This is a genomic window from Flavobacterium piscisymbiosum, from assembly GCF_020905295.1.
GTDB classification, from domain to species: domain Bacteria; phylum Bacteroidota; class Bacteroidia; order Flavobacteriales; family Flavobacteriaceae; genus Flavobacterium; species Flavobacterium piscisymbiosum.
In genome coordinates this window covers 2079279-2093015 of sequence record NZ_JAJJMM010000001.1, presented here as the reverse complement: position 1 = coordinate 2093015, position 13737 = coordinate 2079279, and the positions used below count along the sequence as shown (strand labels likewise).

General features: G+C 34.0%; 14 protein-coding genes. 5 read left to right on the top strand and 9 right to left on the bottom strand.

What is annotated here, in order from left to right:
• The first annotated feature begins 5 nt into the window (after positions 1-5).
• Both LNP81_RS09265 and LNP81_RS09260 read left to right on the top strand, forming a co-directional pair.
• Positions 6-701, top strand: a complete 696-nt coding sequence (locus tag LNP81_RS09265; RefSeq protein WP_230035229.1) for a dioxygenase family protein — start codon at positions 6-8, stop codon at positions 699-701.
• A gap of 101 nt (positions 702-802) precedes the next feature.
• Entirely contained in the window at positions 803-1519 is a 717-nt protein-coding gene (locus LNP81_RS09260) for a LytR/AlgR family response regulator transcription factor (RefSeq protein WP_230035227.1), read from the top strand.
• A gap of 133 nt (positions 1520-1652) precedes the next feature.
• Here the strand turns inward: LNP81_RS09260 and LNP81_RS09255 are convergent, their stop codons facing one another.
• Together LNP81_RS09255 and LNP81_RS09250 are read right to left on the bottom strand one after the other, a co-directional pair.
• A complete protein-coding gene (locus tag LNP81_RS09255; RefSeq protein ID WP_230035225.1) occupies positions 1653-2171 on the bottom strand; it encodes a gamma carbonic anhydrase family protein in 519 nt (172 codons plus the stop codon).
• An 11-nt stretch (positions 2172-2182) separates the two neighbouring features.
• Positions 2183-3172 (bottom strand): PorP/SprF family type IX secretion system membrane protein, encoded by a 990-nt coding sequence (locus tag LNP81_RS09250; protein ID WP_230035223.1) that lies wholly within the window; start codon positions 3170-3172, stop codon positions 2183-2185.
• 143 nt (positions 3173-3315) lie between these two features.
• Between LNP81_RS09250 and LNP81_RS09245 the strand changes: the two genes are divergently transcribed.
• The 3 genes from LNP81_RS09245 (at position 3316) to LNP81_RS09235 (ending at position 5671) form a co-directional block, all read left to right on the top strand.
• Positions 3316-4215, top strand: a complete 900-nt coding sequence (locus LNP81_RS09245; RefSeq protein WP_230035221.1) for a NifU family protein — start codon at positions 3316-3318, stop codon at positions 4213-4215.
• A 144-nt stretch (positions 4216-4359) separates the two neighbouring features.
• Complete coding sequence (locus LNP81_RS09240; RefSeq protein ID WP_230035219.1) at positions 4360-4767, top strand: YtxH domain-containing protein; 408 nt, start codon at positions 4360-4362, stop codon at positions 4765-4767.
• Positions 4768-4858: 91 nt separating this feature from the next.
• Positions 4859-5671, top strand: coding sequence for a mechanosensitive ion channel family protein (locus tag LNP81_RS09235; protein ID WP_230035217.1), 813 nt, complete (start codon positions 4859-4861; stop codon positions 5669-5671).
• A 6-nt stretch (positions 5672-5677) separates the two neighbouring features.
• On the opposite strand, the gene tsaB is transcribed toward LNP81_RS09235, so the two are convergent.
• The 7 genes from tsaB to LNP81_RS09200 form a co-directional block, all read right to left on the bottom strand.
• Positions 5678-6352 carry a tRNA (adenosine(37)-N6)-threonylcarbamoyltransferase complex dimerization subunit type 1 TsaB gene (gene tsaB / locus LNP81_RS09230; protein ID WP_230035215.1) on the bottom strand — a complete coding sequence of 225 codons (675 nt, stop codon included), beginning with the start codon at positions 6350-6352 and terminating at the stop codon, positions 5678-5680.
• A gap of 116 nt (positions 6353-6468) precedes the next feature.
• On the bottom strand, positions 6469-7761 hold the full coding sequence (locus LNP81_RS09225; RefSeq protein WP_230035213.1) for an efflux RND transporter periplasmic adaptor subunit: 1293 nt from the start codon (positions 7759-7761) through the stop codon (positions 6469-6471).
• Between the two features lie 6 nt (positions 7762-7767).
• On the bottom strand, positions 7768-9153 hold the full coding sequence (locus LNP81_RS09220) for a TolC family protein (RefSeq protein WP_230035205.1): 1386 nt from the start codon (positions 9151-9153) through the stop codon (positions 7768-7770).
• 82 nt (positions 9154-9235) lie between these two features.
• Positions 9236-10351 carry an efflux RND transporter periplasmic adaptor subunit gene (locus LNP81_RS09215; RefSeq protein WP_230035204.1) on the bottom strand — a complete coding sequence of 372 codons (1116 nt, stop codon included), beginning with the start codon at positions 10349-10351 and terminating at the stop codon, positions 9236-9238.
• Between the two features lie 39 nt (positions 10352-10390).
• Positions 10391-11659, bottom strand: a complete 1269-nt coding sequence (locus LNP81_RS09210) for an ABC transporter permease (RefSeq protein WP_230035203.1) — start codon at positions 11657-11659, stop codon at positions 10391-10393.
• Positions 11660-11661: 2 nt separating this feature from the next.
• Positions 11662-12906, bottom strand: a complete 1245-nt coding sequence (locus tag LNP81_RS09205; protein ID WP_230035202.1) for an ABC transporter permease — start codon at positions 12904-12906, stop codon at positions 11662-11664.
• A complete protein-coding gene (locus LNP81_RS09200) occupies positions 12899-13600 on the bottom strand; it encodes an ABC transporter ATP-binding protein (protein ID WP_194618052.1) in 702 nt (233 codons plus the stop codon). Before LNP81_RS09200 ends, LNP81_RS09205 begins: the two co-directional genes overlap by 8 nt.
• Positions 13601-13737 lie beyond the last annotated feature (137 nt).

The window sequence follows — 13737 nt, the reverse complement described above, 5'->3', positions numbered from 1 at the left end:
GGATTATGGACAGAAAAAAATTTATCCGAAATGGTATCTTAGGAATTGCTTCACTAGCTACAGCTTCTAAATTATTAGAATCATGTTCTAAAAGTGACAATGATGATTCCGGAGATGGAAGCTGCTCCGTTTCTCCATCAGAAACCAAAGGTCCGTTCCCCATTAAAACACCTAGTCAGTTAGTTTTAGAAAACATAAAATCTGACAGAGTTGGAGTTGCTTTACTAATTAATTTGGTCATCGAAAATAAAAATAATAATTGCTCGCCATTGGCCGGTGTTCTGGTTGATGTCTGGCATTGCGACAAAGACGGTAATTATTCAGAATATGGCGGAACTTCAATGCAACAGACAGATTATACTTCCGTACATTTTTTAAGAGGCAGACAAACTACAGATTCAAAAGGAGAAGTTTCGTTTATTTCGATTTTTCCTGGTTGGTATCAAGGCAGAGCACCACATATACATGTTGAAGTTTTAAGCACTAGCGGCTCATCATTACTGGTTACACAAATTGCTTTTCCCGAAACTGTTTCGAGCACCGTATATTCTAGTACAAACTATGCCGCTCATGGTCAGGCTGATACTTCTAACACTAAAGACAATGTATTCTCTGATAGTTTATCAGATGAACTTGCAACCCTAACCGGCAACCTTACAGACGGTTATACTTTAAGTAAAACAATTATTGTAAAAGGATAATTTAGCTTAACCTGTATTTTATGATAATTTTAAAACTTAATTTACTGGTTTAAAACTACTTTTGACCGCCAAAGTGAATTTTTAAATTTAAACTTCAACAAATGAAATGTGTAATTATAGACGATGAACCCTTAGCGGTTGAATTATTAGAAGATTTTGTTCGAAAGGTAGATTCACTGGAACTTATCCATACTTTTAATAATGCTATTGATGCTGTTTCATTTATCAATCAGAATAATATTGATTTGATTTTTCTGGACATTCAAATGCCGCATTTTTCCGGAATAGATTTCCTGAATACCATCGAAAAAAAACCTTTGGTAATTTTTACAACAGCTTATTCTGATTATGCCGTTGAAGGTTTTAATCTTGGTGCTGTAGATTATTTGGTAAAACCTATTCCGTTTCACCGTTTTCTAAAATCGGTTGTACGCGCTCAACAGGTATTAAATCCAACAACTATCGTTCAGGCTATTTCTGAAAACACAACAGCTCCTGAATTACAACAGGATTTTATGTTTGTACGAGCTGAATATGAAAACGTAAAAATGAATTTTGCAGATATTTTATTTATCGAAGGATTAAAAGATTACGTCAAAATTTATACTACAGATAATAAATTCACGCTGACTTTAATTAGTTTAATAAAACTTGAAAACTTACTTTCAAGCAAAGGTTTTTCACGAATTCACAGATCGTATATCATCAATATAAAACATGTAAAATCGATACAAAAAAATAAAGTTCTGATTAGTGATAAACGAATCCCAATAAGCGAAAGTTACAAAAATGCTTTTTTCGAAAGAATCAACCTTTAGTTCCTTTAAATTCCAAAAAATAAAAAATTCCAAATTCCAAAGATGTTTGACACCCTATTGGAATTTGGATTTTTTATTTTATACGCACCTGTATTGGAATTTGGAGCTTGAATTTTTTGGAATTTAAGAATTCTTATTTTTCATTTTTAAACCAACCCGAATACATTACATAATTGTTCGAAATTCGCTCTATTTCGCCCGCAAAGTCTGACTGATCAATGTCTTTCACTTTTTTTGCAGGAACACCTGCGTAAATAGTTCCTGATGCAACAATTGTGTTTTGTGTTACAACAGCACCGGCAGCAATAATGGAGTTACTTTCTACAACGCAATTATCCATTACGATAGCGCCCATTCCTATCAAAACATTGTCATGAATCGTACATCCGTGCACAATCGCGTTATGTCCTATCGAAACATTGTTTCCTATAATAGTAGGATGTTTTTGATATGTACAATGAATAACTGCTCCGTCCTGAATATTAACCTTATTCCCTATCGAAATAAAATTTACATCGCCGCGAATTACAGCATTAAACCAAACGCTGCAGGAATCTCCAAAAATAACATCTCCAACAATTGTAGCATTTTCAGCAACATAACAATCCTCCGGGATAGAAGGTGTTTTTCCGTTTACAGATTTAATAAGCATGATAAAAAAATTTAATTAATTGCCGGACAATTACAATCGTAACGTTCTTTTTTACAGAATAAATTGATTCCTAAAGTAATTTGATGGTATCCTCCTGTATCAAACTTTACGTCGCCGGTAACCTGTGAGTAGGTATACGCAAACATAAAGTTTTTATAATTTACACCAACTATAGGCGTAATATATTGCAATTTTTGCCCCGCTACTCCACTTGTAGTACTGTATTGTGCTCCATCAAAACTTCTTCTGTAAGATAATGCAGCCCATAAACTACCAAAATCCATATTTTTATAAGCTTTCATGTTCAAATCAATCGCCTTTTCATTGGTTTTATCAAACAATTGAAACAAAACCGATGGTTCCCAGGTAATGCTATTTCTTTTACCAAAAACATATCCTGCGCTCAATAAAAACTTTCTAACATTATCACTTTCGTAATCCGTATATAATTGCCTTCTGGTTTCCAGTAATCCTTGTACTGTCGCATGAGCATAAAAATCAAGATAATTATAAGAGGCTCCAACATCAACATTAAAATAAGAATCCTTCTGGATCTGACCAAAAACAATTGGATCAAAAGTTCCTCCAAATTTAGTTTCATCCAGCTGACTCTGAATCAATCCTCCGCTAATACCAAACGAAAGCTGATTTAAATCGAGTTCATCTCTTGAAAACATGATATGATGCGCGTAAGTAAGCTTTACTCCTTTTTGTGAATGATAACCGTTTTTATCATTAAAAATAATAATCCCGGCTCCTGAACGTTCTCCCACTCTACCATTAAATGTTAAGGTTTGAAGTTGCGGTGCATCTTCCTGACCAAACCATTGTTTTCTGGCCGTCAATCTTATTTTGGCACAATTGGCAGCGCCTGCCATTGAGGGGTGAATCAAGTAATAATTATCTGATAAATAATCGGAATAAACAGGTATTCCCTCTTGTGAATAGGAATAAAATGTTACGATTAAAAAAATAAATAAAACCCTGATTCTAAATTTCATAAAGGTAATTTTGTTGGTATAAATTTCAGACTCTCATAATTTAATACGATTAATTTGAAAAGAGTCTTAATTATTTTATTAAAAAATCAAATATAGCTATTAGTAGAAAATAACTTTACTAAATTTGTAGAAAATTACAAATCATGACAAAAATCACCATAAAAGAAACTCAAAATCCAACTATTCTAAAGTTCGAATTTGAAGATTTCATTACAAAAAATCAAAATTTTGAATTTAAAAATATCGATGAAGCACAAGCATCGCCTTTAGCACAACAATTATTCTATCTTCCGTTTGTAAAAACGGTATATATTTCAGGAAACTTTATTGCAATTGAAAGATACAGTATTGTAGAATGGGATGATGTAAAAGATGCTGTTGCAGAACAAATTGAATCATTTGTAAACAAAGGTGGCGTTATAATAAAAATTGACGAAAATCAGCCTAAAAAACAACCTATTACGGTTTACGGAGAAACAACTCCAAATCCTGCTGCTTTAAAATTTGTAGTAAGCAGAATGTTGACCAAAAATGCGATTGAATACAAAAATATCGATCAGACTGCTTCTTCTCCATTAGCAAAAGAATTGTTTAAATTTCCTTATGTAAAAGAGGTTTTTATCGACGAAAATTATATTTCAGTAACTAAATATGACATCAATGATTGGGATGAAATTACGTTGGAAGTAAGAACTTTTATCAAACAATATATCGAAAACGGAGGAACTGTTTTAGATGAAAGTTTAATTGAAGTTGCTACTAAAAATGATGTTACAAAAGATGAAGCATTTGACAAATTAGATGTTACCTCTCAACAAATCATCAATATATTAGAAGAATACGTAAAACCAGCGGTTGCAGCTGACGGAGGAAATATTGCTTTTGACTCTTATAATGAAGAAGACAAAACAGTAAAAGTAATTTTGCAAGGTGCCTGCAGCGGTTGTCCATCATCGACTTTTACTTTGAAAAGCGGAATCGAAAATATGCTAAAAAGTATGTTGAATGATGAAGCAATTAAAGTGGAAGCTGTGAATGCTTAATTATTTATTCGAATAAATATAGAAAGCGCCTCAAATGAGGCGCTTTTTTATTAAATACATATCTACTTAATTTTCAACAAATTATTCCATTGTTATGTAATAAAAAAGTTTAATATTGTATTCTAAACCAATCAATATAAAACTATGGGATTATCTTCATTTTTCAAGAATTTATTTGGCTCAGCCAAAGATTCAACTACAGATTTGGCCAATCAGGCCGAGGTTAAGTTTGAACAAGCAAAAGAAGCTGCGGCTCCTTATATTGAGAAGGCTGAAACTTTTGCAGAGGAGACGATTGCAAAAGCAAAAGAAGCTTCAGAACCCATTCTTGAAAGTGCGGCTGAATATGCGAACAAGGCAAAAGATATCGTAAGCGAATATGTAGAAAAAGCTTCAGATTCATTGAGTGATGTAATCGATTCTGTAAAAGAAAAAACAAGTGAAACTGCCGACACAACCAAAACTATAGTGGTAGAAACTGCAGCAGATGCCACTGAAAAAACTGAAACCGCAACAGACGAAATTATTGATACTATTCCTCCTAAGGAATAAGAACTCATTTTTTCTTATAAAAAGAAATATAGCTATATTTGCAGCATTAATTCGCCTTCTCTTTTGAGAAGGTTTTTTTATTCGAAAAAATATGAACCTCAATCCAGATCAAGTTAGCAAGTACGTTACTAAATATGCTGACGTATTAGTTGATTATTCTCTTAAATTAGTTTCGGCTTTTATTATTTTATTTGTTGGTATCTATGCCATCAGATTGATAAACAGAATCATTACAAAAATAATGGTGCAAAGAAATTTAGACCCTACATTAACAAAATTTCTTTCAGACATTTTGATATGGGCGCTCCGAATTTTATTGTTTGTTACATTTATTTCAAAACTAGGAATCGAGACATCATCCTTTGTTGCCATTTTAGGAGCAATGGGACTTGCAGTAGGTTTATCATTGCAGGGTTCTCTTTCTAATTTTGCGGGAGGAATGCTAATTATCGTGTTTAAGCCTTTTAAAGTTGGCGATACGATCGAAGCGCAAGGCGTTATTGCAACAGTTTCAGAAATTCAGATATTTGTTACCAAAATGATTACCGGAAATAATCAGGTTGTTTTTGTGCCAAATGGTTCTTTATCAAACGGTACTATTATCAATTACTCTATGCAGGGAGAACGAAAAGCCGATTTGACTTTTTCAATTTCTTATGATTCTGATATTAAAAAAGCTAAAGACGTTCTTTTGGAGGTTTTGACCAAAAATCCTAAAGTGCTTAAAAAACCAGCTCCGGAGGTTTTCGTGAAAAATTTAACAGCTGCTTCTGTAGATTTTGCAGTACGTCCGTGGGCAACAAATGCCAATTACGGATCGGTGGTTTCAGATACTTTAGAGAATTGCAAAGTGGCTTTAGACGAAGCCGGCATTTCAGTTCAGCCTTATACAATTCAAAAATAAAATGGTTTATTGTTTTTTTGATGGAGGTGCCATCATAAAATCTTTTAAATAATACGGTTCAAAATAAGCGACATCTACAGTGTCGCTTTTTTGATATTTATCGTAACTGATTTTGCTCATTGCAGCAGCCGAAGGAAATTTGATTTCTTCTAAAAACACGAAGTTCTCTTTCGTTAAAACCGGTTTGCATTTTTCGGCACAATCACCTACAAAATAAACCGTTTCTGTATATGCTGCAAAAGAATCTTCTGTAATAACTTCTGCTTCTATTGCTCTTTCAACTTCTAAACCAGCATTAAAAACTTCACTATAAACTTCCATTCTTCTCGCATCAAGCATCGGAATAATTTTTCCATCAGTAACATTGGCTTGCGATGCTAAAGTCAGTAGCGTATCAACTGCAATAAGGGGAATATTTAAAGCGAAACACAATCCTTTTGCTGCCGAAACTCCGATTCGTAAACCCGTGTATGAACCAGGGCCCTGACTTACGGCAACAGCTGCTAAATCCTGAACCGAAATTCCAGCTTCGGCAATTACTTCTTCTATAAAAACATGCAGCTTTTCGGCATGAGAATAGCCTTCTTCAGCAATTTCTTTACAAACTATTGTTGCTCCATTTTTAGCAATGGACACTGAGCAATTTTTAGTAGCCGTTTCTATATTTAGGATAAAAGACAATGTATTATTTTTTTAATGTTATTATTAATAGGTCAGACTAAGCGAAGTCGAAGTTCTTTTTACTTTCCAATTGTTCGACTTCGCTCAGGTTGACAATATCTCTAAAGAGATTTTATTTATTTCTTAGGCAAATCAGCTTTTTTAAGCTTGACTTTATCACCAGAATTCAGTTCTTTAGAAACCGTTGTATACGGTCCGGTAATCACCACATCACCAGGTTTTAATCCTGTCATTACTTCAATATTCGTATCGTCCTGAATACCTGTTTTAATGACTCTGATTTTTGCTTTATCCCCTACTTTAACAAAAACACATTCGAATTTTTTGTCGCTTTTTGGAGCTGCTTTTTTATCGTCACTTGGTTCTTCAATCTTAACCGCGGTTACAGCAGTAGTGTCTGCTTTTACAACTACAGCACTAATAGGCACTGCCAAAACATTACTTTTGGTTCTTGTAATAATATCTACGGTCGCTGTCATTCCTGGTCTAAAAGGCGAATAAGTGTCAGGCTGCCCTTCTAACAAATCCTGATAGGATTCTTTCAGGATACGAACTTTTACTTTAAAATTCGTTACCTGATCAGATGTTAGCGTTGTACTTGCAGAGTTAGAAATGCTGGTTACCGTACCTTTGAATTTCTTTTTTAGATAAGCATCCACTTCAACATTGGCTTCATCGCCAATTTTTACTTTTACAATATCATTTTCGTTGACATCTACTTCAACTTCCATATTGTTTAGGTTTGCGACTCTCAAAAGTTCTGTTCCTGCCATTTGCTGCGTTCCCAAAACACGCTCTCCTAATTCGACATTTAAAACCGAAATTGTTCCCGCAGCAGGAGCGTAAATTAAGGTACGCCCTAAATTATCTCTTGCTTCTGTAACAGATGCCGAAGCACTCTGAACATTATAATAAGCATTTTGTCTTGTTGCTTTTGCTACTTCATAAGTAGAAATAGCTTTGTCCCAATCTGATTTTGAGATTACTCCTTTATCATACAAAGTTTTATTACGTTCGTAACTTGCTTTTGCTTCTTTGTAACTTGCTTCAGACTGTGTTAAACCTGCTTTAGTTCCAGATAAATTAGCAACAGAACGATCTAATCCGGAGGTATATAAATCAGGATTTATTTTAACCAGCAAATCTCCTTTTTTTACAACTTGTCCTTCTTTCACGTTAAGTGCAATAATTTCGCCCGACACCATAGAGGAAAGCTTCACTTCGATTTCGGGCTGAATTTTACCAGTTGCAGATACCGTTTCAACAATGGTTGAAGCTATTACTTTTGAAACCTCTACTTCTTTTCCTTCATCTTTATTTCCTATTACTCCCGCTTTCGAAAGACCAATTAAAACTGCGATAATGACTACTGCACCACCTAGTAAGAAATAAATTGTTTTTTTTGACATAATAAATTATTTTGTGATAATTGGAACTATTGGAATTCCAAAGTAGAATTCAAGTATTTTTATTTTGAACATGTAATCGTATTTTGTTCTGATAACGTCTGACTGAGCATTGGTTAACAATGTCTGAGCCTGTGTAAAATCGAATGAATTCATCAAACCAACATCATACTTTTCTTTTGCATAATTGTAAGCCTGCTGTCTTGCTTCTAAAGTTACCGTTGATGATTCATAAGCATTTAAAGCTCCTTTTGCGTCTGTAAAAGCAGTGTAAACGTTACGTTGCAAATCTAAACTTTTTTGCTCTAAATCTATTTTAGATTTCTCTAAACTTACTTTATTTCGCTCAACATTATTTTTAACTGAGAAGCCATTAAAAATAGGAACACTCAATTGAAAACCAAAATTATGTCCTTTATTATCACTGAACTGATCAAAAATTGGCAGAGGACCAGCTAAAACCGGCTGATTATTAGCATCAACACCTATAACTCTGTCGCTATAACTGGCTCTGGTACTAAATTGATAGAAACCTCTAAGTGTTGGCTGATAAGCACCTCTTGCAATAGCAACATTTTTTTCTGCCACTTCAAGATTCGTTTGAGCCAATTTTAATTCTGTTCTTATTTCTTTGGCTTTGTTATAAATATCAACCGGCGTCTGCGCCAGGATATTATTTTCATCTTTTGCATTTGTATCGTCTACAACATCAAAATCTGCAAATTCTTTTAATTGTAAAAGCTGCGCTAAACTTAATTTGGAAATTAATAAACTGTTTTCAGCAACAATTATTGCTTGTTGATCTGTTGCTTCAGTAGCTTTTAAATCGTATAAATCACCACGCGGAATTGTACCTGCATTCACCATTTCCTGAGAACGCGCCAAACGTTTTTGATCAATGGACAATTGTTCTTTTTTTACTTTTAAATTTTCTTTATTAAAAAGAATTTCCAAAAATGCATTGGCTACATTCAACGAAATATCTTCCTGCATTTTTAATAATTGATATTTTGATGCTATAATAGAAAGCTTAGCTCTTCGATATGTATTTTGATTTTGCAACCCTTTATAGATATCAACTCCTGCATTAACTGCCACTGAAGAATATTGTGTAGTTTGAGTGGTAGCAATATTAGTAACAGGGTTAACGTTAAGACCTATGTTCCAGGAGTGTGAAGCATCTCCGCTTACTGATGGAAGATAATTACCAAATGCACCTTTTTTATCAATTGCTGCATTTTTAACATCCAATTCTGATAATTTTATAGTGATATTATTATCTAATGCATAACGAACGCATTCTTCTAATGTCCATTGTTTTGATTGTGCCTGAGATGATAAACCAAACCCGAAAAGCATGGCAAAAACAAGACTATTATATTTATTTATTTTCATATATTTTGAATGAAAGCGCAGTAAAACGATGCTACGCAAATTTAACATTTTTTAAAACCAAAAACTCTTTTATACTTTCAAATTATTTTTTCTCTCCTTCATTGATCAAACCCTGATTCCATATTTTAATTTTATCAGTATTTTTAAGTCCGCTTTTCACCTGAACATAAATTCCGTCGCTAACTCCTAAAACCAAATCTTGTCTTTTAAATTTTTGAGGAGCTGTTTCAATTTCAACATATGGTTTTTGTGTTTTTTTATCAAATTGAACCAATGACTCTTTAACAGCCAAAACTTTTTCTGCTTTTTCTAAAATGATAGAAGCATTTGCACTTAAACCGGCTCTGATAAAAGTGGCATCTCTATTTTCTAATTTGGCTTTTATTTCAAACTGAATCGCTCCGTTTTCTACCACTCCTTTTGGAGCAATATCTGTTAAAGCAGCTTCGAATTTTTTGTTTTCGATAGCTCCAACTGTAATTTCAATTGGCATTTTTTCTTTGATTTTACCTACTTCAGATTCGTCAATTTTTCCAATAAAAATCATTCTTCCAACATCAGCAACACTTGCAATTGTAGTTCCTTCATTAAAATTATTACTTTCGATAACCTGATTCCCTACTTTTACCGGAACTGCCAAAACCATTCCCGTTACCGTTGAGCGAATTAGGGTATTAGCATAACTTCCCAATGATGTTGTTGTTCCTGTTTTTACGATATCTAAGCTTTGTTTTGCAGCCAGATAATTTTGTTTTGCCTGCGTATAAGCCAATTGAGCCGCATCAAAATCATTTGCAGAAATCACATCTTTATCAAACAAAGTTTTTTGTCTTTTATAGATTTTTTCCTGATTGTCTAAAGCAATTTTAGCCGTTTGTACCTGATTTTGGGTATTACTAACATTAGATACATTAGCTACTACTCTAATTTTGGCGATCATATCTCCCGCTTTGATTTTCTCTCCCGCTTTGATATATACTTCTTCTATAATACCTGAAATGTTTGGTTTGATTAGAACTTCTTCATCAGGCTGAATGTTACCGGTTGCAATTGCCGTTTTTACGATTGTTTTAACCTCTGCTTTTTCAGTTTGAAAAACAATTGGAGATTGTTGGTTTTTAGCATACAAATAATATAGTGCGCCAAAGAAAACTATAGCAATAAAGATTAAAATGGTTACGGTTACTCCTTTTTTCATTTTGTTTTTGGTTTAATCGATTATATTTTGATTGATAATTTATTCTGTTCGTAAAGCGTCTACGGGCTTCACATTAATTGCGGTCTGCGCCGGAATAAATCCTGCCAGCAAACCTGATCCTACTAATATTAATAACGCAACAAATACAACTCTTAAATCTACGCTTGGGTTAGAAAACATAGTATTACTTCCCGGCGGCATCGAATCTAATGCCATATTTAGCAACGCAATCACCCCAGTTGCCACAGCAACACCAAACATACCTGATATAATAGTCAAAAATATAGATTCTGATAAAATCTGACTTCGAATTGCTCCCGGAGTCGCTCCCAAGGCTCTTCGAATCCCGATTTCTTTCGTACGTTCTTTAACTACAATCAGCATAATATTCGAGATTCCGATAACCCCTGAAATAAGCACTAAAGATCCTACAAAATAAGCAATGATTTTTAAGATATCAAACAAACTTTGCACTTTACCAAATTGTTCGTACATATCATAGTTTCCAATAGCACGATCATCCTTTGGATGTACCGAATGAAGCATCTTCATATGATCAAAAATTTTTGGCTTTAAATCCGTAATAGAAACTTCATCTATTGCTGTAATAGCCATCCATCCTACTTTGTCACCATAATTAAAAGCTTGCTGAAAAGTAGTAAAGGGTACAAATATATTCTTTTGTTCTTCCTCTGCATTTCCACCGGTCTGCTTCGAATTATAAACTCCCACTACCATAAAATTGATTCCGTTTATTTTTAAGTAAGTCCCAATAGCCTCCTCTTCTTTTCCGTAAAGTTCGCTAATAACACCTTTTCCAATCACAGCTACCTTTCTTCTTTGCTCAATATCCTGCTGATTTACAAAACGGCCTTTTATAATGTCCATTGGCTGTTGCTTGATCAATTCAGGATAATCTCCGTAAACAGAAAAAGCAGATGTTTTTGTACCACGTACCACATTGTTTGTTCCGCTACTAGAATTCCCTAACTGGTTTCTGGGCGAAACATACAACAAATCCGGAAACGCAGCTCTTAAAGAAGCCACATCACTATTTTTAAAATCATAACGACGTGTTTTAGGCAAACCTTTATATGCTTTTGAGGTAGTCTGACTCCACATAAACATAGTATTAGTCGCTATTCCGTCAAAATCTTTTTTCACACCATTTTCAAGGCCTTTTCCGGCTGCAAGTAATATTACCAAAATAAATATTCCCCAAAATACTCCAAATGCAGTTAGGACCGTTCTGAAAATGTTAGCTGTCAAAGCCTGTAAAATCTCATCCCAATTATCTTTATTAAACATAATTATTCGTCTCTAAGTGCTACAATAGGTTTTATTTTGGCTGCTCTGTATGCTGGGAAAAATCCTGCCATTGCACCTGCAAAGACAAGCAATACCAATGTGGTTAAGGCTACGCTGAAATCTACTTCAGGGTTTCTGAAATATTCACTTTGAACCATAGGCCCCACAAATTCTAACAATAATAAACTAGCCAGTAATCCAACAAAACCAGCAATAGTGGTAATAAAAATAGATTCATGAAGTATCATAGAAACAATAGAAAATGGCGATGCTCCCAAAGCTTTTCTAATTCCGATTTCTTTGGTTCTTTCCTTTACTATAATAAGCATGATATTACTTACTCCTACAACTCCGGCAATAATAGTACAAATACCAACCCACCAGAAAAACAATCGGATATAAAGGTTTAAATCATAAAATTTCTTCCCTTCTTCTACAGAATTGTAAACACCAACGCCACTATCATCAGCAGGAGCTACGGTGTTTCTGCTCTTAAGAAGATCCTTCAAATCCTGAGTAAATTTTTGAGATTGCGCCAGAGCCTGATCATAATTATCTGTCTTTTTTAAAGTAAAAAATAAATTACTTATTTTATCTCCACCTCCAAAAGCGCGTTGCACTGTTGTTTTAGGCAAATAAGCTCTCGCTTCTTCTCGTTCTCCTCCCGGATCTGTAAAAACCCCTACAACTTTAAAATTGACATTATTTATTAAAATTTCTTTACCTAAAGGATCACTGTCTTTGAATAAATCTGTTTTTACTTTCATTCCAATAGCAGCTACTTTCTCGTTGTTAGCAAGGTCACTGTTATTAATAAATCGACCCTGAACAACAGTGACATTTTCTACACCTGCAAAATCGGGATCAACTCCTCTATATTGGTAACTTCCTGATTCTTTACCGTATGAAAAAGCGCCTCCCCAAAAGTTATAACTAGCGGCCCTTAAATCTAATTTATCTTCAAATTTCTGTACCGATGCATTGTAATCACCGTTTCTAAATTGAATCTGTCTCCCCGGATTCAACCCTTTATAAGGTTTTGTGGTAGTCCCCGACCAAACAACAATGATTCCAACAGCATCTTGTTCAAATTGCTTTTGAATTCCATTTTGAAGGCCTTTACCCGCACCAAGCAAAATCACTAAAATAAAAATTCCTGATGCCACAGAAACTCCGGTAAGAAATGTTCTTAACCGGTTTTTAGAGATTGCTTCAAAGATTTCCTGCCAACGTTCAATATTAAACATAAGATGACGCTCTAACTTGTTCTACTTTTTTATCATCGATAATTAATCCGTCTTTCAGGACCACATTTCTTTTGCACATTGCAGCAATATCAGGTTCGTGTGTTACGATTAAAATCGTTTTCCCTTCATCGTTAATTCCCTGTATAAGTTCCATAACTTCATAAGAAGTCTTAGTATCCAAAGCTCCTGTTGGCTCATCTGCCAACAAAACTTTCGGGTTTGAAGCCAATGCCCTGGCTATTGCAACACGCTGTTTTTGACCTCCTGAAAGCTCATTTGGCAAATGATGCGAATGTGAGCCTAAACCTACTTTCTCTAAATATTTCATTGCAATCTCGTAACGTTCTTTTCGCTTTATACCCTGATAGTACAAAGGCATCGCAACGTTATCAAGTGCTGTTTTATAATTTATTAAATTGAATGATTGAAATACAAACCCCAAAAATTTATTTCGATATCTGGACGCTATTGTTTCGTTTAGATTTTTAATTGGAGTCTTGTCTAAAATATAACTACCAGAATCTGCTTCATCAAGAATTCCTAAAATATTTAAGAGCGTAGATTTTCCAGATCCTGACGATCCCATAATCGCTACTAATTCTCCTTCTTCGATATTAAAATTAATCCCTTTTAACACATGTAACTCTGAATTTCCCATTTTATAGGACTTGTGTAAATCTTTGATTTCGATCATGGTATTGTTAAATTTTAAAACAATAATAACATTTTTATTAAGTAATTTATGATAATGAAACGTTAATAATTCCGTTTAGCTATTACAATAAGACTCAATTCTATATCTATTGTTACACTTTTTTAAGATAATATAAT

Bases quoted from the DNA above. Each gene is read 5' to 3' on its own strand.
- LNP81_RS09210 (WP_230035203.1), bottom strand. From the start codon at position 11,659: ATGTTTAATAAAGATAATTGGGATGAGATTTTACAGGCTTTGACAGCT.
- LNP81_RS09220 (WP_230035205.1), bottom strand. From the start codon at position 9,153: ATGAAAATAAATAAATATAATAGTCTTGTTTTTGCCATGCTTTTCGGG.
- LNP81_RS09205 (WP_230035202.1), bottom strand. From the start codon at position 12,906: ATGTTTAATATTGAACGTTGGCAGGAAATCTTTGAAGCAATCTCTAAA.
- LNP81_RS09245 (WP_230035221.1), top strand. From the start codon at position 3,316: ATGACAAAAATCACCATAAAAGAAACTCAAAATCCAACTATTCTAAAG.
- LNP81_RS09250 (WP_230035223.1), bottom strand. From the start codon at position 3,172: ATGAAATTTAGAATCAGGGTTTTATTTATTTTTTTAATCGTAACATTT.
- LNP81_RS09215 (WP_230035204.1), bottom strand. From the start codon at position 10,351: ATGAAAAAAGGAGTAACCGTAACCATTTTAATCTTTATTGCTATAGTT.
- LNP81_RS09240 (WP_230035219.1), top strand. From the start codon at position 4,360: ATGGGATTATCTTCATTTTTCAAGAATTTATTTGGCTCAGCCAAAGAT.
- LNP81_RS09200 (WP_194618052.1), bottom strand. From the start codon at position 13,600: ATGATCGAAATCAAAGATTTACACAAGTCCTATAAAATGGGAAATTCA.
- LNP81_RS09225 (WP_230035213.1), bottom strand. From the start codon at position 7,761: ATGTCAAAAAAAACAATTTATTTCTTACTAGGTGGTGCAGTAGTCATT.
- LNP81_RS09235 (WP_230035217.1), top strand. From the start codon at position 4,859: ATGAACCTCAATCCAGATCAAGTTAGCAAGTACGTTACTAAATATGCT.
- LNP81_RS09265 (WP_230035229.1), top strand. From the start codon at position 6: ATGGACAGAAAAAAATTTATCCGAAATGGTATCTTAGGAATTGCTTCA.
- LNP81_RS09255 (WP_230035225.1), bottom strand. From the start codon at position 2,171: ATGCTTATTAAATCTGTAAACGGAAAAACACCTTCTATCCCGGAGGAT.
- LNP81_RS09260 (WP_230035227.1), top strand. From the start codon at position 803: ATGAAATGTGTAATTATAGACGATGAACCCTTAGCGGTTGAATTATTA.